Source organism: Marinobacterium sp. xm-g-59 (assembly GCF_013283315.1).
Classification (GTDB): domain Bacteria; phylum Pseudomonadota; class Gammaproteobacteria; order Pseudomonadales; family Balneatricaceae; genus Marinobacterium_E.
In genome coordinates this window covers 117,557-140,179 of record NZ_WBYR01000003.1, presented here as the reverse complement: position 1 = coordinate 140,179, position 22,623 = coordinate 117,557, and the positions used below count along the sequence as shown (strand labels likewise).

At 45.9% G+C, this 22,623-nt stretch carries 18 protein-coding genes; 7 read left to right on the top strand and 11 right to left on the bottom strand.

Annotated features, from left to right (window positions below; all coding sequences use genetic code 11):
* Positions 1 to 18: 18 nt before the first annotated feature.
* The 8 genes from XMG59_RS05015 to bktB form a co-directional block, all read right to left on the bottom strand.
* On the bottom strand, positions 19 to 945 hold the full coding sequence (locus tag XMG59_RS05015) for a branched-chain amino acid ABC transporter permease (protein WP_173482596.1): 927 nt from the start codon (positions 943 to 945) through the stop codon (positions 19 to 21).
* A gap of 3 nt (positions 946 to 948) precedes the next feature.
* Positions 949 to 1,827 (bottom strand): branched-chain amino acid ABC transporter permease, encoded by an 879-nt coding sequence (locus XMG59_RS05010; protein WP_173482595.1) that lies wholly within the window; start codon positions 1,825 to 1,827, stop codon positions 949 to 951.
* A gap of 64 nt (positions 1,828 to 1,891) precedes the next feature.
* Complete coding sequence (locus tag XMG59_RS05005; protein WP_217362099.1) at positions 1,892 to 3,097, bottom strand: ABC transporter substrate-binding protein; 1,206 nt, start codon at positions 3,095 to 3,097, stop codon at positions 1,892 to 1,894.
* 51 nt (positions 3,098 to 3,148) lie between these two features.
* Positions 3,149 to 3,862, bottom strand: a complete 714-nt coding sequence (locus tag XMG59_RS05000; protein WP_173482594.1) for an ABC transporter ATP-binding protein — start codon at positions 3,860 to 3,862, stop codon at positions 3,149 to 3,151.
* Positions 3,862 to 4,641: an ABC transporter ATP-binding protein gene (locus XMG59_RS04995; RefSeq protein WP_173482593.1), complete on the bottom strand. Its 780-nt coding sequence runs from the start codon at positions 4,639 to 4,641 to the stop codon at positions 3,862 to 3,864. The genes XMG59_RS05000 and XMG59_RS04995 overlap by 1 nt, the downstream gene beginning before the upstream one ends.
* Positions 4,642 to 4,898: 257 nt before the next feature.
* Entirely contained in the window at positions 4,899 to 6,656 is a 1,758-nt protein-coding gene (locus XMG59_RS04990) for an acyl-CoA dehydrogenase (RefSeq protein ID WP_173482592.1), read from the bottom strand.
* Positions 6,657 to 6,670: 14 nt separating this feature from the next.
* Complete coding sequence (fadB, locus tag XMG59_RS04985) at positions 6,671 to 8,794, bottom strand: fatty acid oxidation complex subunit alpha FadB (protein ID WP_173482591.1); 2,124 nt, start codon at positions 8,792 to 8,794, stop codon at positions 6,671 to 6,673.
* Positions 8,795 to 8,878: 84 nt separating this feature from the next.
* Positions 8,879 to 10,057, bottom strand: a complete 1,179-nt coding sequence (gene bktB, locus XMG59_RS04980) for a beta-ketothiolase BktB (RefSeq protein ID WP_173482590.1) — start codon at positions 10,055 to 10,057, stop codon at positions 8,879 to 8,881.
* Positions 10,058 to 10,201: 144 nt separating this feature from the next.
* Here bktB and XMG59_RS04975 point away from each other — a divergent pair, with 144 nt between their 5' ends.
* Complete coding sequence (locus tag XMG59_RS04975) at positions 10,202 to 11,206, top strand: AraC family transcriptional regulator (RefSeq protein WP_173482589.1); 1,005 nt, start codon at positions 10,202 to 10,204, stop codon at positions 11,204 to 11,206.
* On the opposite strand, the gene XMG59_RS04970 is transcribed toward XMG59_RS04975, so the two are convergent.
* Positions 11,203 to 12,228 (bottom strand): MBL fold metallo-hydrolase, encoded by a 1,026-nt coding sequence (locus tag XMG59_RS04970; RefSeq protein WP_173482588.1) that lies wholly within the window; start codon positions 12,226 to 12,228, stop codon positions 11,203 to 11,205. The two genes, XMG59_RS04975 and XMG59_RS04970, sit on opposite strands and share 4 nt — an antisense overlap.
* A gap of 20 nt (positions 12,229 to 12,248) precedes the next feature.
* Positions 12,249 to 13,889: a fatty acid--CoA ligase gene (locus XMG59_RS04965; RefSeq protein ID WP_173498316.1), complete on the bottom strand. Its 1,641-nt coding sequence runs from the start codon at positions 13,887 to 13,889 to the stop codon at positions 12,249 to 12,251.
* A 212-nt stretch (positions 13,890 to 14,101) separates the two neighbouring features.
* Between XMG59_RS04965 and XMG59_RS04960 the strand changes: the two genes are divergently transcribed.
* Genes XMG59_RS04960 through XMG59_RS04950 form a run of 3 tightly spaced genes read left to right on the top strand, consistent with a single transcriptional unit; the run spans position 14,102 to position 18,057 of the window.
* Positions 14,102 to 16,852: a cache domain-containing protein gene (locus XMG59_RS04960; RefSeq protein WP_173498315.1), complete on the top strand. Its 2,751-nt coding sequence runs from the start codon at positions 14,102 to 14,104 to the stop codon at positions 16,850 to 16,852.
* A 6-nt stretch (positions 16,853 to 16,858) separates the two neighbouring features.
* On the top strand, positions 16,859 to 17,557 hold the full coding sequence (locus XMG59_RS04955) for a response regulator transcription factor (protein ID WP_173482585.1): 699 nt from the start codon (positions 16,859 to 16,861) through the stop codon (positions 17,555 to 17,557).
* Between the two features lie 38 nt (positions 17,558 to 17,595).
* Positions 17,596 to 18,057 carry a DMT family transporter gene (locus tag XMG59_RS04950; protein ID WP_173482584.1) on the top strand — a complete coding sequence of 154 codons (462 nt, stop codon included), beginning with the start codon at positions 17,596 to 17,598 and terminating at the stop codon, positions 18,055 to 18,057.
* Positions 18,058 to 18,061: 4 nt separating this feature from the next.
* Here the strand turns inward: XMG59_RS04950 and XMG59_RS04945 are convergent, their stop codons facing one another.
* Positions 18,062 to 19,072: an AraC family transcriptional regulator gene (locus tag XMG59_RS04945; protein ID WP_173482583.1), complete on the bottom strand. Its 1,011-nt coding sequence runs from the start codon at positions 19,070 to 19,072 to the stop codon at positions 18,062 to 18,064.
* A gap of 165 nt (positions 19,073 to 19,237) precedes the next feature.
* Here XMG59_RS04945 and XMG59_RS04940 point away from each other — a divergent pair, with 165 nt between their 5' ends.
* The 3 genes from XMG59_RS04940 to XMG59_RS04930 all read left to right on the top strand — a co-directional run bounded on the left by XMG59_RS04940 (position 19,238) and on the right by XMG59_RS04930 (position 22,611).
* Positions 19,238 to 20,077 (top strand): 3-hydroxyacyl-CoA dehydrogenase family protein, encoded by an 840-nt coding sequence (locus tag XMG59_RS04940; RefSeq protein WP_217362098.1) that lies wholly within the window; start codon positions 19,238 to 19,240, stop codon positions 20,075 to 20,077.
* 107 nt (positions 20,078 to 20,184) lie between these two features.
* Entirely contained in the window at positions 20,185 to 21,813 is a 1,629-nt protein-coding gene (locus tag XMG59_RS04935; protein ID WP_217362097.1) for an acyl-CoA synthetase, read from the top strand.
* Positions 21,814 to 21,861: 48 nt separating this feature from the next.
* Positions 21,862 to 22,611 (top strand): electron transfer flavoprotein subunit beta/FixA family protein, encoded by a 750-nt coding sequence (locus tag XMG59_RS04930; RefSeq protein WP_173494624.1) that lies wholly within the window; start codon positions 21,862 to 21,864, stop codon positions 22,609 to 22,611.
* The last annotated feature ends 12 nt before the right edge of the window (positions 22,612 to 22,623 follow it).

The window sequence follows — 22,623 nt, the reverse complement described above, 5'->3', positions numbered from 1 at the left end:
TGAGAGTAACTTAAATTATTAGAAGTTACGCTCTTTGAATTTTTTAAACTGCCCAACAATACCTGCGCGGAATGCCAGTACACAGATTACAAACACTGCACCCATGATGATATGAATGTAGTTACCTAGGTCGCCTGTAGAGAGGTAGTTCTGCATGGTCACGATTACACCAGCACCAACCACTGGTCCCATTAGGGTACCTACACCGCCTACTAGAGTCATCAGGATTACTTCACCTGACATGTGCCAATGAGCATCCGTTAGTGACGCAAGATTGAAGACGATTGTCTTGGTTGAACCAGCTAATGCAGCGAGTGCAGATGAGATGATAAATGCCAGCCACTTGTAGTTGTTAACGTTATATCCCAGAGAGATTGCACGAGGCTCGTTCTCACGGATCGCTTTTAGAACCTGGCCAAATGGCGAGTGGACAGTGCGTTGAATGATCGCAAACCCAATTAGGAAGATGACCGCGACCGTGTAGTACATCGCGACATTATCCGTAAGGTCGATCAGGCCAAACAGGTTCCCGCGAGGAATACCCTGCATGCCATTCTCACCACCTGTGAAATCTGATTGCAGGTATACGAAGAAAGTTAGCTGAGCGAGTGCAAGGGTAACCATTGCAAAGTAGATCCCTTCGCGTTTGATCGCCAATTTGCCATAAATTGCTCCAAGTAGAGCGCCAGCTACAGTGCCCATTAGAATACCAATCTCAGTTGATACTCCAAGATTCATCATCGCCCAACCAGTAATGTAGCCGCCGGTACTTAGGAAGGCTGCATGTCCAAAGGAGAGGATGCCAGCGTAACCAAGTAGTAGGTTGAATGCGGCTGCGAATAGCGCAAAGCAGAGTAGCTTAGCCAAAAAAACTGGGTAGAGTAAGTAAGGTGCAACAGCAAGAACAACTACGGCAATAATAAGATTTCGAATATTCGTATTCATCTGTTATGCCTCTTTTCCAAATAAGCCAGCAGGTTTAAACATCAGTACTAGCATCATCACCACGAAAATGACTGTTGTGGATGCTTCTGGGTAGAAGTATTTAGTTAGACCTTCAACAACGCCCATACCTAAACCGGTAGCTATGGCGCCGCCAATAGAGCCCATGCCGCCAATAACTACGATGGCAAAGACAACAATCAAAATGCTAGAGCCCATGTCTGGTGATACAGAGTAGACAGGTGCTGCAAGAACACCGGCTAAACCAGCTAGAGCCACTCCAAAACCAAAGGTTAGTGTGACCATCAACGGTACGTTTATGCCAAAGGCCTGAAGAAGTTTTGGGTTCTCAGTACCTGCGCGAAGGTAAGCACCAAGTTTGGTCTTTTCAATCATGAACCAGGTACCTAGGCAGACCACAACTGATGCAACAATGATCCAAGCGCGGTAAGTAGGTAGGTACATGAACGGTAATTTAATACCGCCTTTAAGTTCAGCAGGCACAGGGTAGCCCTGGCCAGATGAACCGAATATGTGGGTAAACGTACCCTGCAGCATAAGAGCGATACCGAAGGTTAAAAGTAGACTGTATAGATGGTCTAAATTAGCAATCGGACGGATTAAGAAACGTTCGATTAGGATGCCCAATACACCGACAGTTACTGGCACGACAACAAGTGCTGCCCAGTAATTCAAACCGGTCCATTTGTATGCTAATAGCGCCGCAAAAGCACCAAGCATATACATTGCGCCCTGGGCGAAGTTGATGATTCGCAACAGACCAAAAATGATGGCAAGACCTAAACTAAGAAGGGCGTAAAAAGAACCGTTTATCAGTCCTACCAGCAGTTGCCCGCTTAACGCCATAATATTGATATCGAACATGCTATTACCGATCTCAAACTGAAAGATGGGGAGTGCTAAGCACTCCCCCTTTATTTAACCGCATTTACTTAGCAGAGAAATCACACTCTGGGTTCATTGGGTTGTAAGCTTCGTTACCTGGGATAACTTTTACGATGTCGTAGATGTCATCTTCAGATTTACGATTTGCAGGATCTTTGATCTCTACAAGTAGCATGTCGTGAACCATACGACCGTCTCCACGTAGCGACGCGTTACGAGCGAAGAAGTCATTTGGGTTAGCAGACTTCATCTGAGCCATTACAGCATCTGCATCATCAGTACCTGCTGCTTCAACAGCTTTCAGGTAGTTCATAGTTGCTGAATAAGCACCTGCGTGGACCATTGTTGGGATTGAGCCGTGGATCGCTTTGAAGCGGTTGCTCCATTCACGAGTCTGCTCGTCCATGTCCCAGTAAAAACCAGTTGTAAGACGCATGCCTTTAGCAACATCACCGTCCATCGCTTGGGTATCTGTTGCGAATACAAGAAGACCTGCGATATCAGACTGTTCAGTTAGACCGAACTCGATAGCCGCTTTTAGAGCGTTAGTTGTGTCGTTACCTGCGTTAGCAAGTGCCACAACATCAGCACCTGAAGCCTGAGCCTGAAGAACGTAAGAAGAGAAGTCAGTTGTACCTAGTGGAGCACGAACTGCACCTACTACTTCACCGCCGTTAGCTTTGATTACGCCGCTTGAAACGCCTTCTAGCGCGTGGCCGAAAGAGTAGTCAGCAGTGATGAAGAACCACTTCTTCTTGCCTGAAGCAACCATGTTCTTGACGGTACCGTTTGCAAGAGCTGCTACGTTGTATGTCCAGTGCGCGATGTATGGAGAACAAACGCCTGGCTTAGCTGTGAAAGAGTGTGAAGCTGAACCAGTGATAAGTGCGATGTTTTTGTTCGCTGAAGTAACCTGAGTTACAGCACCTGTTACTGCAGAAGAAACAAGACCACCGATGGTGTCTACGCCTTCATTTTCTACCCATTTGCGAACGATAGAAGAGGCAACGTCTGGTTTAAGCTGTGAATCAGCTGAAACAAGTTCGATAGGCTGACCAAGTACTTTGCCGCCGAAATCATCGATAGCCATCTGAGTAGCTTCGGTCATGCCTTTGCCGCCAACGTCAGCGTATACGCCGCCCATGTCGCCTATTACACCGATTTTAACTTTGCCGTCTACAGTTGCTGCAGTCGCTGTTGCTGCCATACTAGCTGCGATCATTGAAGCGAGTAGTGTTTTACGCATCATCTTTTCTCCATATTGGATTTTTTTGTTATCTGACTATCTTTGGCTGTTTAATTAGACGCCTAGGTAGCTGTTTAGAAGCTCAGTTTTTGCTTCCAATTCATCTGCTTGAATCTCTTCAACAATGTGTCCGTGCTCCATCACGTAGTGACGGTCAGCTATCGGAGCTGCAAAGCGGAAGTTTTGTTCAACAAGCAAAATTGTTAAGCCGCGCTCTTTGAGCTGTACAAGAACATCAGCAAGTTTGTCGTTAATAACCGGTGCAAGCCCTTCTGTGATCTCATCCAACAGCAGGATGTTGGCACCTGTTCTTAGAATGCGAGCAAGCGCAAGCATCTGCTGCTCACCACCTGATAAGCGCGTGCCCTGACTCATGCGGCGCTCATATAGGTTAGGGAACATCTCAAAAATTTCATCGACGCTCATCCCGCCAGAGCGAACATTTGGAGGAAGCATCAAGTTTTCCTCTACGTTCAAGCTTGCGAAGATGCCACGCTCTTCTGGGCAGTAGCCAAGTCCCAAATGGGCAACACGGTGTGAAGCCATGTTGATGGTTTCATTGCCATTAATGACGATCTGACCGCTACGTTTGCCTACGAGGTTCATGATCGCTTTTAAGGTTGTAGAGCGGCCTGAACCATTTCGTCCTAACAGAGTGACAAGCTCTCCTTCCATGACGTGAAGATCGATGCCATGAAGGATGTGGCTTTCACCGTAGTAGGCGTGGAGGTTGCTAATACGAATCTTTTCGCGATGACTTTGGCTCATTAGTGTGCTCCCGCTGCATCCGCTTCGCGGCCCATGTAGGCTTCACGAACTTGTGGGTCTGCAGATACAGTTTCGTAATTACCCTCTGTAAGGATTTGACCGCGTTGCAGAACGGTAATTTGATCAGCGAGGGTCGAAACTACCTTTAGGTTATGTTCAACCATAAGGATTGTGCGATTCTTGCTGACTTGTTTGATAAGGTCTGTTGTACGGCCTACATCCTCATGTCCCATGCCCTGAGTTGGCTCATCAAGAAGCATCAGCTCAGGTTCCAGTGCGAGTGTAGTGGCAATTTCTAGTGCGCGTTTACGACCGTATGCCAGGTCAGTGGTGACTGTATTTGCAAACTCTTTTAGACCTACCGATTCGAGTAGTTCCATGCAGCGATCATTAAGGCCGTTAAGAATTTTTTCTGAGCGCCAGAAGTGCATGCTGTGCCCCTCTTTGCGCTGTAACGCAACACGGACATTCTCAAGAACCGTTAGGTGTGGGAAGACTGCAGAAATCTGGAATGAGCGGATGATACCCATACGGGCAATTTCAGCAGGCTCTTTTCGAGTAATGTCATGCCCATTAAAGGTAATGACGCCCGAAGTCGGCTGAAGAAACTTAGTCAGCAGGTTAAATACTGTGGTTTTACCTGCTCCGTTTGGACCAATAAGCGCGTGGATATTGCCGCGCTTAACATTCAAGTTAACATCAGAGACGGCCGAAAAACCTTTAAACTCTTTCGTCAAATTTTTGGTCTGGAGAATGAATTCTGACTGATTTGAAGCCATTACTTTTATTATCCCTTGGTTACCACATCATTCAGTGGTTCTAGCTTTTCATCCAAGGTTAAGTAGTAAGCTTGTCGTAACTATTAAGAGAATACGACGAATTGTGTTTTGTGGGGTCGTCTTTGTAATATTTGTGACACAATTGCAATTAATCGTTATTTTTCAATTGCTTATTGTTTATTATCCATTGGTATTAGAGGGCTTTTTAGACAAAAAAATGCCCTGCTGTGGCAGGGCAAAAGATCTAAGTCTGAAAATTAAAATTGACTGATTTCAAACTTAAATAGGGAACTAAGACCTTTTTGTGCAAGACCTAGGTGAGTTTGGGCACGAGGCAGTAGATATTCTGTGTAGAATTGAGTGGTTGCTAACTTAGCTGCAATAAAGTCGTCAGAGAAGTTTCCGTCTGAGCTAGTTTTTGCTGCTATAGCTGAACGCGCTAGCATCCAGCCTCCACACAGGTAACCCATGCCCATGAGGTAATCGAAGCTAACAGCCGCACCCTGATTTAGATCTGACGAGGTGATTGCGTGTACTGCTGCTTGGGCCTCTTTCACTGAGTTGGCAAGCGCTTCCCCGATTACAGATAAACCCTCAACTTGAGCAGTTTCTTTCGCAGTATTTAACACTTCTGCTAGGAAATTGTTTACCGCAGCGCCCTGATCTAGAAGTGTTTTGCGTCCCACTAAATCAAGTGCCTGGATTCCAGTTGTGCCTTCGTATATCGGAAGAATTCGAGCATCTCTAAAGTGTTGCGCGGCACCTGTCTCTTCAATGAAGCCCATGCCGCCATGAATTTGCACATTTAAAGAACAGACCTCTTGGGCAAGCTCTGTCATCCAGCCTTTAACAATGGGAGTGTATAGTTCAACACGCTTTTGCGCGTCACTGTTTGGTTCGGAGTGATGTGCGCGGTCTATCTCTGCAGCAGCTTCAAGGACAAATGCTCTCATCGCCTCGGTAGCTGCTCGCTGTGTGAGAAGCATGCGGCGTACATCTGGGAATTCGATGATGGCAAGTTTTTCGCCGCTTTTAGAGCGACCTTGGATGCGATCACGCGCATAGCTAACTGATTGTTGGCGGGCGCGCTCAGCGATTGAAAGGCCTTGTAATCCCACAGACTGGCGAGCGTGGTTCATCATTGTGAACATGTACGCCAAGCCTTTGTTTGCTTCGCCAATAAGGTAGCCAACTGCACCGCCCTGATCTCCAAAACTCATGACACAGGTTGGGCTAGAGTGGATGCCCAGTTTGTGCTCAAGTGCGATAGCATGTGCATCATTTCGTTGAGTGTAATTACCCGCTTCGTCTTTTAGGAATTTAGGTACTAAGAATAGTGAAATTCCTTTAACGCCCGCTGGTGCATCAGGTAGGCGAGCTAGTACCAGGTGGACGATGTTATCGGTCATCTGGTGATCGCCCCAGGTGATGAAGATTTTTTGACCTTTGACTAGGTAATGATCGCCCATTGGAGTTGCAGTTGATCGAATTGCGGCTAGATCTGAGCCTGCATCAGGTTCTGTAAGGTTCATGGTGCCTGTCCACTCACCTGATACCATTTTTTCTAGAAACTCTGCTTTCAGTTCATTAGAAGCGTGTTCTGTTACCGCTGCAACTGCACCCTGGTTTAGAAGGGGGCAAAGGGCAAACGCGAGGTTGGCGCTCTGCCAAATTTCATTCACTGCCGTACCTAATACATTAGGTAGGTTTTGACCCATGTACTCCTCTTGAGAGGTGAGGCCGTTCCAGCCACCCTCTACAAATTGTGCATACGCCTCTTTATAACCCGCAGTCTCTTGAACTCCATTAGAATCCAGTTTTGGTGGATTTTTATCTCCAATAGAGTTGAGGGGTGCTAATAGTTGGCTGCCAAGTTTCCCGGCTTCGTTTAAAACTATCTCCGCTAATTCGGAGTTGCATTCATCTGCGCCAATCGTATTGCAAAGTTGATCAAGTCCAATCACTTCGTTAAGTACGAAAAGTGCATCATCTTGAGGGTGTTGGTAGTCACTCATAGATAAAACTCCGATTAGTAAAATGTTCTGTTTTCATTCGCGCGAGCGATGAAGTTTTCGGTGGTTTGGTATAGCGCACCAAGAGAAGCATATTGTTCAACCTTGGCTTGGAACTCTTTAAGACCTATCAGGTCAATATAGCGTAGTGCTCCGCCTCGGAATTTCGGAAAGCCAAGTCCGAGTATTAAGCCCATATCCGCTTCGGCTGCCGAGGAGACGATGCCATCCTCTAAACAGCGCACAGTCTCCATGCATAGTGGAATCATTAGACGATCAATGATCTCCTGATCACTGAAACTGCGCTGATCCGCTGCATGCTCTGAAATGAGCGCAAGCGTGCTTTCTGCTGGGCGTTTAAAACGGTTGCCGTTTTCGTCTTTGCCGTAGGCATAGAAGCCCGAACCGCTCTTCTGGCCCAGCTCACCTTTTGCAAGCAATGACTCAGCAATTACAGTGCCGTCATGGCCCATGCGTTCAGGGAATCCTTGTTGTATAACCTGATCAGCGTGGACAAGGACATCAATCCCCACTACATCGGCAAGATAGGCCGGGCCCATTGGCCAGCCGAACGATTCCATGACGCGGTCGATCTGCTCGAAATCTGCGCCATCGAGTAGCAAACGGTTAAACGCATTGAAGTAAGGGAAGAGAATTCTGTTAACTAAAAAGCCTGGGCAATCATTCACAACAATCGGTTTTTTACCCATGGCAAGTGCGTAATTTACAGCACGAGCGACTGTTTCATCGCTGGTTTTTTCTCCGCGGATAACTTCAACTAACGGCATAGCATGGACAGGATTGAAAAAGTGCATGCCGCAGAATTGCTCTGGACGCTGCAGCGATTCTGCCAAGCTAGTAATTGAGATGGTTGATGTGTTCGAAGAGAGTACAGCGTCATCCCTTAACACACTCTCTACATCACTCAATACCATCGCTTTAACTTTTGGATTTTCGACCACAGCTTCAACAACCATATCGACATCACCAAAGCCTTCGTAATTAAGGGTTGGATTGATTTTAGTGAGTGTTTCAATCTTCTGCTCTTCGGATAACTTACCCTTCTTAATTTGGCGATCGAGTAGTACGGATGCAGTTGAAACCCCAAGGTCTAACGCTGGTTCGTTGATATCTTTCATCTCAACAGGAATGCCGCTGATTGCTGACTGGTAAGCAATACCACCGCCCATGACTCCGGCGCCAATAACTGCACCCTTGCTTACAGATCCACCTGCTTTTGCAAAACGTTTAGCTTGAGTTTTAATGAATTGATCACTCGCAAAGAGGCCGCTTAATGCCTTGCCGGCATCGGATTGCATCAAAGTTGCAAAGCATTGAGCCTCAGCATCGAGTGCTGAAGTGAAGTCTAATTGAGCTGTGTTACTGATTAGTTCGATGATCTCAGTTGCAGCGGGTGTATTTGCATTCAACTGCGATCCAAATTTATTTAGAGCTGCAGCTTTAATTGCTTCGCTACTCTGCTTTGATGCAAGCTGTTTACGTAAGCGTTGGCTCTCAGTTGCCTGTTTCTGACTGTTTAAGAGAAGGGAAACAGCACTTTCAACGCCTGTGTCATCAGCAATCGCATCTACTAATCCTATCTCACGGGCTTTATCTGCCTTTAATGGTCTGCCTGATAGGATCATCTCAAAAGCCTTGTCTGCTCCAGCTAATCGAGCAACTCGAATATTTCCACCCCAGCCTGGGCAGAGACCTAGAGTAATTTCGGGTAGGCCAATAAGTGCGTCCTGAGTAGCTACACGAAAATCTGTAGTTAAAGCGATCTCTAAACCACCGCCCAGCGCCATGCCGTTAATGATACTGACTGTTGGGAATGGCAGGTTTTCAATTGAATTAAAAAGGGCATGGGTTTCGTCAAGCATCTCGAGTATTGCAGCCTTATGCTGTTTCTGTAGCTCGATTAGCTCAAGTATATTTGCACCTACAACAAACGAAGATTTGCTGCTGCGAATAATTAAGCCTAGTGCACTGCTTTCAGATTTGATCGTTTGAACCGCAGTTTTCAGTTCAGATAAAACAGCGGCGCTTAATGTGTTTACACTTGCATTATTCGAGTTGATGACAAGCTCAATAATAGAGTCTTTGCGTTGAATAACTTGGATATGTTCGCCTGTATACATCGTTCTTTTACCTTATAAAAAATGGCGGGTGAAATTCACCCACCTAAAGACACTTCAAGGGTGATAGTGTCGAGCGAAAATTGATCAAGTTCGTTCTATTAGTGCAGCTATTCCTTGGCCGCCGCCGATACATAGGCTAATGATTGCAAAGCGGCCTTGGGTGCGCTCAAGTTCGTAAAGTGCTTTTGTCGTGATGATGGCGCCCGTCGCACCAATTGGGTGTCCTAGAGATATCCCGCTTCCGTTTGGATTTAGACGATCCATAGGTAGTTTTAGCTCTTTAGCAACAGCCAGAGCCTGTGCTGCAAAGGCTTCATTGACTTCATATAGATCGATGTCATCTACAGAAAGGTTTTGACGCGCAAGGATCTGTTGAATCGCAGGCACTGGACCAATTCCCATGTAGGCTGGGTCTACACCTGCGACGCTGTAATCGACCAACCTGGCCATGGGCTTTAGGTTGCGACGTTGAGCCTCTTCAGCAGACATCATGACTACAGCAGCTGCCGCATCATTCAGCCCCGATGCATTACCTGCAGTTACCGTACCCTCACGTTTAAATACAGGTTTTAGATTGCTCATGTCAGTTAATGCGCAGTTGTGACGAACATGCTCATCGGTATCGACAAGTTGTTCACCTTTACGTGTTTTCAATGTTACCGGTACGATCTGCTCTTTGAAGAAGCCATTTTCTATCGCCATCTGAGCTCGATTATGGCTGGTGACTGCCAGTTGATCCTGCTCTTCACGTGAAATGTTGTATTTTTCTGCAAGATTCTCTGCTGTTACACCCATGTGAACTTGGTTGATTGGGCAGGTTAGCGCTCCGACCATCGCATCAACCATTTTTCCATCGCCCATGCGCTGACCAAACCGAGCTGATGGAATGTGGTAAGGAACACGGCTCATCGATTCTGCGCCGCCCGCAACCACTGTTTTACAAATACCCAATTGAATTTGCTGGGCAGCAGTAAGAATTGCTTGTAAACCACTTCCGCAGAGGCGGTTTACTGTTAGGGCAGGCGTCCTTTCTGGGATGCCTGCCCCCAGGGCTGCCACACGTGAAATATAAATATCTGCAGCTTCGCTATGCGTCACATTACCGATAACGGCCTGTTCGATATCAGAGTTTTCTATCCCCGCGCGTCTGATAGCTTCGTTAATCACAAGTGCCCCAAGTTGTGTTGGTGCTTGATCCTTAAAAGAGCCGCCAAAGGTTCCGATGGCTGTGCGAGCGGCGCTTAAAAAAACTACTTCTTGCATGAAAAACTCCTGTTTTAAATTGTTATAGGGGCAATATTTTACGGATGAAATTAGGGGTTAGAATTGCAAAAACAGATCGATAATTAGCAAAAACGGACATGCTTAGATAGAATCACTCCTCGCTTACAACTTAATAGAAAGAACATGAAATCTGTCCAGCAAACTATCTCCATTCACTTCGTTCATGAATTGATAAGTGCTATAGATGATCAGAGTGTTGATGTTCAATTGATGCTTAGTAAAGCGGGTATAAATCCCCGTCTTCTAACCAGTCGTTTATCACGTGTTACGCCAACGCAATTTTCGCGTTTCATTTTGTCGATTTGGCGTTCTATGGATGATGAATTCATGGGGATGGCTAATAAAAACGCTAGGTTTGGCATGTTTATGTTGATGGCAAAGCATGCTGTCTGCTTGCCTGATCTTGGCTCTTTCTTCCGTTATTTAAGTGATTTTTATGCGCTTACGGGTAGTGCTATGAAATTGGGGCTAGAGGAGGATGAGGAGTGGGTGCGTTTAACACTTAAAACTGATGCGAATACACACTACTCAGGCTATACGCTGGATGAATTTTATCTGATGGTTTGGCATCGATTTGGTAGTTGGTTAGTCGGGAAAACAATAAACCTTAATTCTGTTGAATTTGCATTTTCGGAACCTATGCATTTTTCAGAATATCAACTCATGTACCCATCCCCTGTCATCTTTAATAAATCCGCAAATGCTTTGGTCTTTAAACGCAGTCAAATGTCACTTCCTATCGTTCAAGATGAAGGCAGTTTGGATCAATATATAAGGCGCTTACCTTACGCCTGGTTCACAAAACAGGCGTATCAGCAGACCTTCACTAAGAAAACCTATGACTATTTGGTTAGGGTGGGTTTTGCTAATGCCTCGATAGAGCATCTAGCGAATGAGCTCTACATAACTTCCCGCACATTAAGACGCAAACTTGCGGATGAAAAGGGCAGTTTTCAATCCATTAAAGATCGTGTCAGATTGGATCAGGCAATTACATTACTTGGTCAGAAAAAGCTCTCAATCCATAACATCTCTATTGAGTTAGGTTTTTCTGATGCTCCCTCTTTCTCTCGTGCATTCAAGAACTGGACTGGAGTTTCGCCGCATACGTTTAGAGCGAAAAGTTAAACAGCAATGTAGAGAGGAATGTCACTCTCATCACCAACTACTTCAATTTTCTGTTGTGCAATTTGATAGTTGATATAGGACCTCGTTTCCCCGAATGCAAGGTGGTGTTCGAACGGTGAAAGATCGCGAGGAAACAGTGCTCTTAATAGCTCTTCAGCTGTACTAGGTGTTTTGCAAAAACGAGTGATTTTGTGTGCGTTTTCAAGATAACCCTCAACTAACTCATCGATTCGAGCTGAAAGATTAGTCATCGATTTTTCATGTGAAGGTAACACCAGTGTCTCAGATGGCAGTGATTTAAGCTGAAGTAACCCATCGATCCAAGTTTTTAACGGATTGGCGTCAGCATCACCAAATCGAACGCTTACATTAGAGCTTATTCTTGCCAGTACTTGGTCGCCTGCGATCAGAATATTTCTATCTCGATTGAACAGTGATACGTGGGCTACAGTGTGGCCATCATTTACAAAAATGTCCCAGGTCTCGTTTTTAATAGTGAGTGTGCCTGGTTCAAGTGCGACGTATGTGCTTGGTAGTGGATAGAAGGCTCTTTGAAAGCCCAATAATCCTCTAATGATGAGCTCGTATTCAGACTCTGGAATACCCCCTTGATGGTAAAACTCATTCAGATTGCTTGAGAGTGCGGCATCTTCAGCGGGATTCATCGCTAAAAATTGCTTTATTCCATCGTATTCGGGTTTGCTTACCCAAAGGGGTACATTCCATTTATCACAGATCCATCCAGCAACGCCGATATGATCTACATGAGCATGAGTGGCTAGTACAGCCTTTAAAGGTCTCGATTCAGGCAGTTTTTCTAGGATGTTTTCTAGAATTTTTTGTGACTTTTCGCTTTTAATACCTGTATCAACAAGGATCCACCCATCGGAATCTTCGACTAGGTAAACGTTGATATGATCCAGTGCAAAGGGTAGCGGCAACCGAATTTGGTAGATGCCTTCTGCGACCTCTGTGGGTATACCCAGTAAGTTGTCTTCAGGTATTGGTTGCACTGAATTCATATCGATCTAGTTTTCCGTAGTTAGACGCTTGCACGAATGACTTTTTTATCGATTTTACCGACACTGGTTTTTGGAATCGACTCAACAATCTTAACCTGTTGAGGAATAGCCCATTTATTGATTCTGCCGCTTTCAACAAATTGCATTAGATGTTGTTGGATCTCCGTTGGTTCAAGGGTTGCATCAGAAGCAGTAACTATAAGCGCTAGCGGGCGTTCATCCCACTTTTCGTCTGGAATACCTACTACTGCAACTTCGTTGACAGCTGGGTGTTGGCTAATGAGATTTTCTAGCTCGAGTGACGAGATCCATTCACCACCAGTTTTGATGACATCCTTGATACGGTCTTTGATCTGTAAGAAGCCGCGGCCATCAATTGAGCCAACATCTCCCGTATGAAGCCAGCCGTTGCTCCACAGCTCTTCGCTTCGTTCAGGCTCTTTTACATACCCCTGTGTTAACCATGGTGCACGCACCACCACTTCGCCCATCGCTTCTCCATCGTGCGGAACATCGTTGCCATTAGGGTCTACGATTCGCAGGTCAACGAGACCCATTGGAACGCCTGTTTTGATTCGTGTGCTCATCTGGTTTTCGATAGACAACTCACGTGTATCGGTGTGCAGGTAGGTTATGGTCAGTAGAGGACAGGTTTCGGACATGCCGTATCCGGTATGGAATTTAATTCCTTTAGCAGCCATAGCATTTGCAAGGCCGAGTGTCGGTGCACTTCCTCCGGTCATTAATTTCCAACGCGATAGATCGGTTGTTTTGGCCTCTTCAGACTCAAGGATCATCTGGAGCACAGCCGGAACACCGTGCGAGAAAGTTACACCCTCTTCGCGATATAGGCGGACCAGTTTGTTTGGCTCATAACGACCCGGATATACCTGCTTAATACCTTTCATGGTTGCTACATATGGGATGCCCCATGCGTGAACGTGGAACATAGGCGTCATTGGCATGTAGACGTCATCAGAGCGAAGCAGTGGAAGTGCGTCGTATGCCCCCATAGTGACAGCAGCATTAAGTGTGTGAAGTACCAGTTGTCGGTGTGAGAAAAAGACCCCTTTAGGGTTTCCAGTTGTGCCGGTTGTGTAGAAGGTTGTCGCTACAGAATTTTCATCGAAATCAGGGAAATCATACTGTTCAGAGGATTCTGCAAGTAACGCTTCATATTCACCAAGTGTCGCAAGCTTTGTAGATTTTGCACTCTCTTTATCTGTCAATTGAACCACCGTTTTCACAGAGGGTACCTGGGAGGCAATATCTTCAAAGAGTTCTACAAAATCATCATGTACTAAGACCATGTCATCTTCTGCATGGTTCATCGTGTAAGCAATTTGATCCGGGCTTAAACGAATATTTACATGGTGCAAGATTGCACCAATCATTGGTACAGCAAAGTACGCTTCTAAGTAGCGGTGGCTATCCCAGTCCATTACAGCAACAGTATCGCCCGCACCTATGCCAGCTTTCGTAAGCAGGTTCGCGAGGCGAGCAATACGTTTATTAAGTTCAACGTAGTTGTATCTAACCTTATCGCCGTAAACGATCTCCTGGTTAGGCTCATATCTGACGCCTGAAAGAAGTAGACTCTTGATTAGAAGGGGGTATTGGTAAGCACTTTCCGTTGGCGCCAGTATTTTTGTTGTTTTCATCGGTGTTTGCTCTATCTTTAAAATTTGTTGCTGGGACAAGGTTTAATGGGATTTAGTGAGTCTCTATTAAATATCTTAAGGTTTGCGCAGTTCTGACTAAATTCCACCGAAATGTGACTGATGCAGAAATTAGCTCCCATAACGAATAGACTAGGGAACCATGGAATTGTTCGCAGGTTCCCTAGCTTTTTTGGTGATGAATATTTGATTTCATGAAAAAGAATAAGATTCGAAATCGCTCCATACTGCTCATCTTAGCGATGCTTGGAATGACCTTTATTGGTATCTACAGCTACTCTGTGCCTCTTATTCGTGCGGAGGTGTACAAGATTGAGCGTAACTCTGCTCGTTTGGCGCTGGATAATGTCTATCAGCTGGCGGACAAGATGTTCTCGAGTGTCGATACTTATAGGCTACAGGCACTTGAATCACGTAAGGCCTCTTTGCGTACCATCGTTGATCTGGTGGGTGCCCAGTTAAGTCGCTCTGTTGTAGCAGGAGGCGATCCAAGAGCGATTATTAAACTGTTCGAACAGCTTCGATATGACGAAGAGGGTTATATCTGGATAGCCGATCGCAATGGTGTGCTCCTATCACACCCAAACCCAGAGTTAATTGGTAAGCCAATTTCCGATAGTTCTGATGGGCAGCTCGCTATACTCGCGAAAATACACCGTGAAGTAACCGAGAAAGGGGAAGCATTTATTAGCTATCCCTGGCAGTCAGTAGGAAGTGATACCTCATCCGAAAAACTATCCTTCATCCGTTTTTTTCCAGATCTTGGTGTCAGCATTGGTACCGGTGTTTTTATGGTTGATATTGAGCGGCAAGTCGTTGAGCGACGTGAGCAGCTGGTCAATGAGCTACGTGCGGCTCTCATGGAGATCAAAATTGCCAGAACCGGCTACATGTTTATTTTTGATTCGTCGGGTTATTTGGTTGCGCACCCTAACTCAAATATCGATAAGACGAATGCCACTAACCTAAAAAACCCCACCACGGGGCGGTCGATTATATTCGACCTGAAGTCAGTTGCGGACACTGGAGAAGAGCTTTTATATGCCTGGGACTCGCCGGCTGACCCGGGTAATTATGTGCATGAAAAGATCTCGCTTGTTCGCAAATTAGAAGGCCTCGACTGGTATATCTGTTCTTCTGTTTATGTGGATGAATTGCAAAGTAGCGCTTTCACTCTAAGTCAGCGAATACTCATGATCGCGCTTATCAGTATTCTTATAGCCGTCATTGTTGGCTCTTTTGCTATTGACCGAATTCTTTCGCCCCTTCGTCGCCTCGCATCCGCTGCCCAGCGTGTCAAAGATGGTGATTTTAGAGTTCGATCAGGTATTCAGAGTGATGATGAACTCGGTATTCTTGCCTCTACTTTTGACAGTATGGTCGCACGTATCGGGCATAGTGTGGATGCTCTTGGCCAAGAGGTTGTGCGCAAATCCAACATGGTCGAACAATTAGAGGAGCGGCAAACACTTATTCTGGACGCGCTCCCTGCTCAGGTTGCTTACTTAACTAGCGATCTACGTTTCCTTTTTGTTAACCGAGAATATGCAGCGTTTTATGGTTTGAACAAAGAGGGCATCATTGGGCGCAAATTAAGCGATGTTATCCCTGGTTCCATGCAGGTCGAAATTGCCTCTCACATTAATCGATGCCTCTCTGGTGAGGATGTTGTTTTTGAGTATGTATCAGAGGGGCCAAAAGGTGAGTTGATAACACGTCGTCGATTCATTCCTGAGTTCGATACTGCTGGAAACGTCGTTGGTATTTTCAATCTTTCTCTGGATATTACAGACGAGAAAAACTCAGAGCGACGAATGCTTGAAGCCTCGCGTATGACAGCGGCTGGCCAGTTGGCGGGGGGGTTGACCCATGACTTCAATAACTTGCTGACAGTCATTATCGGGAACCTTTTAGCAGCTAAAGATCATAATGAGTCGCAGAGTATTGAGGGTAATTTATCGCCTGCACTGAGAGCGGCCTATCGTGGCGCAGACATTATTCGTCGCTTGATGACCTTTGCTCGCGCACAGTCTCAAGAACTTGTTCTTGTGGGGGCCGCATCTGCAATTAATGGAGTGTCAGAGCTTATAAAAAGCTCTCTACCAGCATCGATAAATTTCAATGTTACTGGCAAATCTGACGCTTTAATTGAAGTGGATTTGGCTCAGTTTGAAAACGCACTGATTAACCTAGCACTAAATGCGCGCGATAGTATGCCCGACGGTGGCCAAATTGAGATTCGCGTGGTTAATAGTGCCAGCGCTTCCCCCAGAGGTTTTGATGAGGCCGTTGTTCCAGGGGAATATGTTCTAATTGAAGTAAAAGATTCCGGTACTGGATTTAGTCGTGACGCGATTCAGAGAGCATTTGAACCATTTTTCACTACCAAAAAAGGGCGTGGGTCAGGACTTGGTCTAAGTATGGTCTATGGCTTTGCAAAGCAGTCAAATGGTTACATTAGAATCCTGAATAATTCAGATATTGGTTCCACGATTTCTATTCTTTTGCCTAAAGCGAAGCAAAAGGACTCGGCGGTACATCAACTCTCTGCCGATGCCGAAAAATTAGCTCCAACTCTGATGGATGGACTTTTGTTGTTGGTGGAGGATGATCTTGATGTGCGCCAGGTAGTACGTGATCAATTGACATCAATAGGCTTAAGCGTGGTGGAGGCTTCAGACACTGATGAAGCGCTGTTACTTGTAGATGCTATTCCAGATATACGCACACTAATCAGTGACATTGACCTTCCCGGGCGTTTCAATGGCATTGAGCTAGCTAATCATCTATGTGGTAATAGAGGTGTTGAACGTATTTTGTTGATGACGGGTAATGCTGAGTATGCAGTCGAACATTCAACAGCTGCCTGCTACGAAATTTTACTTAAGCCATTTACACGAGAACAGATTGTGACTGCCCTTAATCGGACGGTGGCAAGAGGATAACGAGATATGGAAAAGAATCTGATCTACGTGGTCGATGATGAGTCAGATATTTGTGATCTGATTCAAACAGAACTAGAGAGGTTCGGTTATCAGGTAGCGACCTTTAATACTGGAGCTGCAATTCTTAAAGGGCTAAAGCAGCAGCGGCCAGAGCTCTGTGTTGTCGATTTAGGTCTGCCAGATATGGACGGTCTGACACTTGTCGGAGAGATGGTGAATCAGTTCAATGTTGGGGTGCTAATTCTGTCGGGCAGAGGCAGTCTTCCCGATCGTGTACTTGGGCTAGAGCTGGGTGCAGATGATTATCTTACTAAGCCATTTGAGCCGCGTGAGTTGGTCGCAAGGGTCAAGAGTCTATTGCGTCGAATCCATCGTGACGATGTGGTTAATGCAGTGCGTATAGCTCGCTTTTCAGGCTGGAGTTTTGATTTAGATTCGTTAACCCTCACCTCGCAAACGGGTGAGGAGACGATTTTAAGCACAGCCGAGGCCAACATGCTCGTTTCGTTTTTGAAAGCGCCCAAAAAGATCTTAACGCGTGATCAGCTTCTAGGTGATCAGATTATTCCTTATGATCGAAGTATCGATTCGCGTATGTCCAGATTGCGCAAAAAAGTCGAAGAGAACGTTAAAGATCCTAAAATCATTAAGACGGTATACGGTGCAGGATACATGTTGACTGCTGATGTCGACTGGGAATCCTGACCCCTATTTGAACAAGCTGAGTTGTTGGAAACATATCTATGAACAATCCTCTTGTGTATGCGCTAGTAATGCTACTTGCCGGTATTGGAATTCCGACGATGGCTACCCTAAATGGTGGTCTTGGCGGACGTTTGATGAGCTCCTCCTTGGCAACTGCGATGGCTTTGGCGTTAGCTTTTACATCGGTGTCGGTCTACTTACTTGCAACCGAAGGTTTTCCTAAAAAATTCGTCGCTGAGGATCTCCCCATCTATTTTTATCTAGGGGGGTTCTGTGTCGCTTTTTACGTTATTAGTGTGACCTGGATCGTGCCGCGCTTTGGTGTATCTAATGCGATAGCGTTTGCTCTTTTGGGACAGTTAATTGCAATGAGTACTATCGACCATTTTGGTCTCTTCGGTGCGCAGCAATATGCCTTAACTCTGAAGCGAATAATTGGCTTACTTGTGATGGCTGTAGGTATCTATTTGGTACTTGATAAAACAGTGGTCCAAAAATAGTTTTTTAAAACTGCCCTGTTCGAAACGCTCTAGGAGTTTGACCAGTCCACTTTTTAAAAGAGCGCGTAAATGCGGCAGTTTCAGAAAAACCAAGCTGTTGCGATATCCGTTGAATTGAAAGAGAGGATTGGTTTAGCAGATGCAGAGCACTGTCTCGTCTGAGCTCGTCTTTAATATCTTGAAATCCAGTACCCTCATCATCAAGTTTTCTTCGTAGCGTTCTAACAGTCATATTGAGTTGATGGGCGACACTTTCCATATCTATCTCGACAAACTCCATGTGACCCATGATATCTCTTACGCGACGGGTGAATACCGGCAGATACTCTTGTCGAGTGAACCATTGCAGCGGTGCGCTGCGGAGATGATCACGAAGGGTCTCCAGATTTTGAACGATCGGTGCTTTTAACGCCTCTACCTCAAAGATGAGTCGGTTAGCGGATGATTCATATGAGACTGGGCAGGGGAAGATAAGCCGATACTCGTCTGCATGTGGCGGTTTAGGGCCTGTCATTTGCGCTTCAAATAGGTGAATCCTGCGGCCAATCAGCCAGCTCGGAAAGCGGTGCCAGAGTAGAAGTAGGAAGTCTCTAAGAAGGTAGTCTGGATCCAACTCAGGTTTGGAAAGTGACATCTCGAGCGTCGCTTTGGAGTTGTCGACACTAAGTGTAAGTGAGAGTGATTCATTCACTAAACGGTAGAAGCGACATAAGTGCTTATAAACCTCTAACAGGTTTTCTGCGCGCACCGCCTCCCTCGCGAAGAGACTAAACGTCCCATACCGAGCAGGACGTTCGGCACAGGCCATGAACTCATCGTCCCCTCGCTCCCATGAGAGTCGAGCTAATGAACCGAACTGCGCGGGCGTTAAGCGAAACTTTTGGTTGCCGAGGAGTCGTCCGTCCAGATTTGAGTCTTTAAGTAGTGAGCCAATATCGACTCCCATCCGTGCTGCGGATTTAAGTGTTCCCAGCGCAAAATGAGAGGAGATGCTATTGTTATCAAAATGCTGCATAGCGCTGACCGAAAATCTATCTATTGGCTTCTACTTAGGTATTAGTGTCACAATATAGCGCAATTTCACGTCCGAAAATATCAATAAATAGTCTCGCCTTATCATTTAGTCCTTGCCACTTATGCCCGATAATTTAAACCATGCAAAAAGTTAAAGGTTAGAGTGATGATTCAGCAGGTTGGTGTTGTCGGCGCAGGACAGATGGGGCAAGGAATTGCTCAGGTTTTGGCGTGTGCGGGTATCCAGGTTGTATTGGTTGATATCTCCGCGGATCAGTTAGAGTTAGCTCTCAGTCGCACCGAAATGAGTGTTGCTAAGCTTAAAGAGCGCAATAAGCTTCCAGTAGAGTGTAATCCACTACCTTTCATTGCTACATCTGTTTCAATGGATGCTTTAGCTAACTGCGACCTGGTGGTTGAGGCTGCTACTGAAGATGAGATGACCAAGCGTAAGATTTTCCAAGCGCTCAATGGAGTTTGTAAATCTTCAGCTATTCTGGCGAGTAATACCTCCTCAATTTCAATCGGTCGATTGGCAGCTTTAGTAGATAATCCAGAGCGTATGTTGGGTGTGCACTTTATGAATCCGGTGCCTTTGATGGCGTTGATTGAAGTGATAGTGACTAAGCACACCTCAGAAAATACTCGATCGACTGTGCTCGAACTCGCTGAGAAATTAGGTAAAACAGCGGTTGTTGTTAAAGACCGCCCTGCATTTGTGCTCAACCGAATTTTACTTCCGACCATTAATGAAGCGATTCGTGTTGTCGAAGAGGGTACTGCAACACCAGAACAGGTCGATCAAATCATGACACTTGGGGCAGGCTTCCCAATTGGGCCGCTAGCTCTCGCTGATATGATTGGTTTGGACACCTGTCTAAGTATTTTGGATTTGATGTTTGTTGAGCTTAAAGATGCTCGATATCTACCTGCGCCTCTTTTGCGAGAAAAAGTGGTTGAGGGAGAGCTAGGTAAGAAAAGCGGAAAAGGTTTTTATACCTACTAAATTTAGGGAATTAACGCTGTTTAAGCTGCTCAAAGCGGTTTAAGCTGTGACGATAAACAGAATAAACGAGTGATAAAACTCGCATAAAATAAATGAGGGATAATCAGATGCACAACTCACCCTTTGAGACCAACCTTGATCAATGCTCTGCAAACTATGCAGCATTAACACCTATCAGCTTCCTTGAGCGTTCTGCGTTCATCTACCCTGATCGAACTGCAACAGTGAATGGCGCTGTTCGTCGTACTTGGTTAGAGACTCTCACACGTTGTAAGCAGTTAGCGAGCGCCCTCAATAAAGCGGGTGTTAAAAAGGGTGAGGCCGTATCAATCATTGCATCTAACCTTCCAGAGCATTTTGAATCGCACTTCGGTGTGCCGATGGCTGGAGCTGTTCTTAACTCGATTAACACGCGTCTGGATGCGGCAGCTGTTGCGTTTATCCTTCAGCACGCTGAAGCAAAAGTATTCCTAGTCGATAAAGAGTTTGGTGAATTGGCTACGGCTGCACTAGGCATGCTAGACAACAAACCGCTTGTGATTGGTATTGATGATGCTAGCTATGATGGCGGTGTGATGATCGGTGAGATGGACTACGAAGCGTTTATCGCTGGTGGTGATCCGGAATACGATTTCCCGCGCGTTACTGATGAGTGGAATGCGATCTCATTAAACTACACTTCAGGAACTACAGGTGATCCGAAAGGGGTTGTTTACCACCACCGTGGTGCTTACCTGAATGCTGCAAGCAATGCGTTATCTTGGGGTATGGAAATTCACGCATCGTACCTTTGGACTCTACCAATGTTCCACTGTAACGGCTGGTGTTTCCCTTGGACCATTGCCGCACAAGCGGGCGTCAGTGTGAGCTTGCGTCATGTCCGTGCCGATAAGATTTTTGAACTAATCAAAGAAGAAGAGGTTGGCTACTTCTGTGGTGCGCCAATCGTTCTTAATATGCTGAACTCATCTCCTGCTGAGATGAAAGCGGGCATCAACCACAAAGTTAAAGTAATGACCGCGGGTGCTGCTCCTCCAGCTCCAGTTATCGCTGGTATGGAAGCAATTGGTTTTGAGGTAACTCATGTCTACGGTCTAACTGAGACCTATGGTCCATGTGCTGTTTGTGCATGGAAAGATGAGTGGAATGAAAAATCACCTGCAGAAAAATCTGTGCTTAAAGCTCGCCAAGGTGTGCGTTCGCCAATGATGGAAGGCATGGTGGTTATGGATCCAGAGACCATGGAACTTGTGCCTAAAGATGGTGAGACCATGGGTGAGATCTTCATGCGAGGTAACCTTGTCATGAAGGGCTATCTGAAGAACCCATCAACTACTGAGAAGTCATTCAAAGGCGGCTGGTTCGCATCGGGTGATTTGGCGGTATGGCATGCAGATGGCTACGTGCAGATTAAAGACCGTTCGAAAGATGTCATCATCTCGGGTGGTGAGAACATCTCTAGTATCGAAGTTGAAGGTGTTCTTTATTCTCACCCTCACATTCAAGAGGCTGCAGTTGTAGCGAAGAATGACGAGAAGTGGGGCGAAACACCGTGTGCATTCGTCACTCTAAAAGAGGGTGCGCCAGAGGTAAGTGAAGCGGATGTGATCGAGTTCTGTCGTGAGCACCTAGCACGTTTCAAAGTACCTAAGAATGTTGTTTTCGGTCCGCTACCAAAAACGTCGACCGGTAAGATTCAGAAGTTCGTACTGCGCGATCAAGCAAACGCGCTGTAATAGAGTTTATGTAGAGTGGCCTTAGTGGCCATGTTTTGAGGAGTTAACATGAAAGCATTAGTCGCAGTAAAACGCGTTATTGACTACAACGTTAAGGTTCGCGTTAAAGCGGATAACAGCGATGTAGATTTGGCAAATACTAAAATGTCGATCAACCCATTCTGTGAGATTGCAGTTGAAGAGGCTGTGCGTCTTAAAGAAGCGGGCGTTGTTTCTGAGATCGTTGTTGTATCGATCGGCGACAAGTCTTGCCAAGAGCAGATGCGTTACGCAATGGCGCTAGGTGCTGACCGTGGTATCCAGGTTGAAGCGGAAGGCAAGCTTAACTCGCTAGACGTTGCGCGTATCCTTGCAAAAGTGAACGAGTCTGAGAACGCTGAGATTCTTCTTCTAGGTAAACAGGCGATCGACTCTGACAACAACCAGACTGGTCAGATGCTTGCAGCACTTCTAGATGTGCCTCAGGCAACCTTCGCATCTGAAGTGAAAATCGCTGACGGTAAAGCACAGGTAACACGTGAAGTGGATGGTGGTCTTGTCACTGTTGAGATGGATCTCCCAGCGGTTATTACGACTGACCTACGTCTAAACGAGCCACGCTTCGCGGCACTGCCAAAAATCATGCAGGCAAAGCGTAAGCCTCTAGATGTTAAAACGCTTGCAGATCTTGGCGTTGAACTCACGAACAGCGTGCAGTTGATCTCGGTTGAGACACCAGCAGAGCGTAGTGGCGGTATCAAAGTGGATTCTGTTGATGCGCTGCTCGACAAACTACGTAACGAAGCACAGGTTATCTAAGGGAGAGTTGAT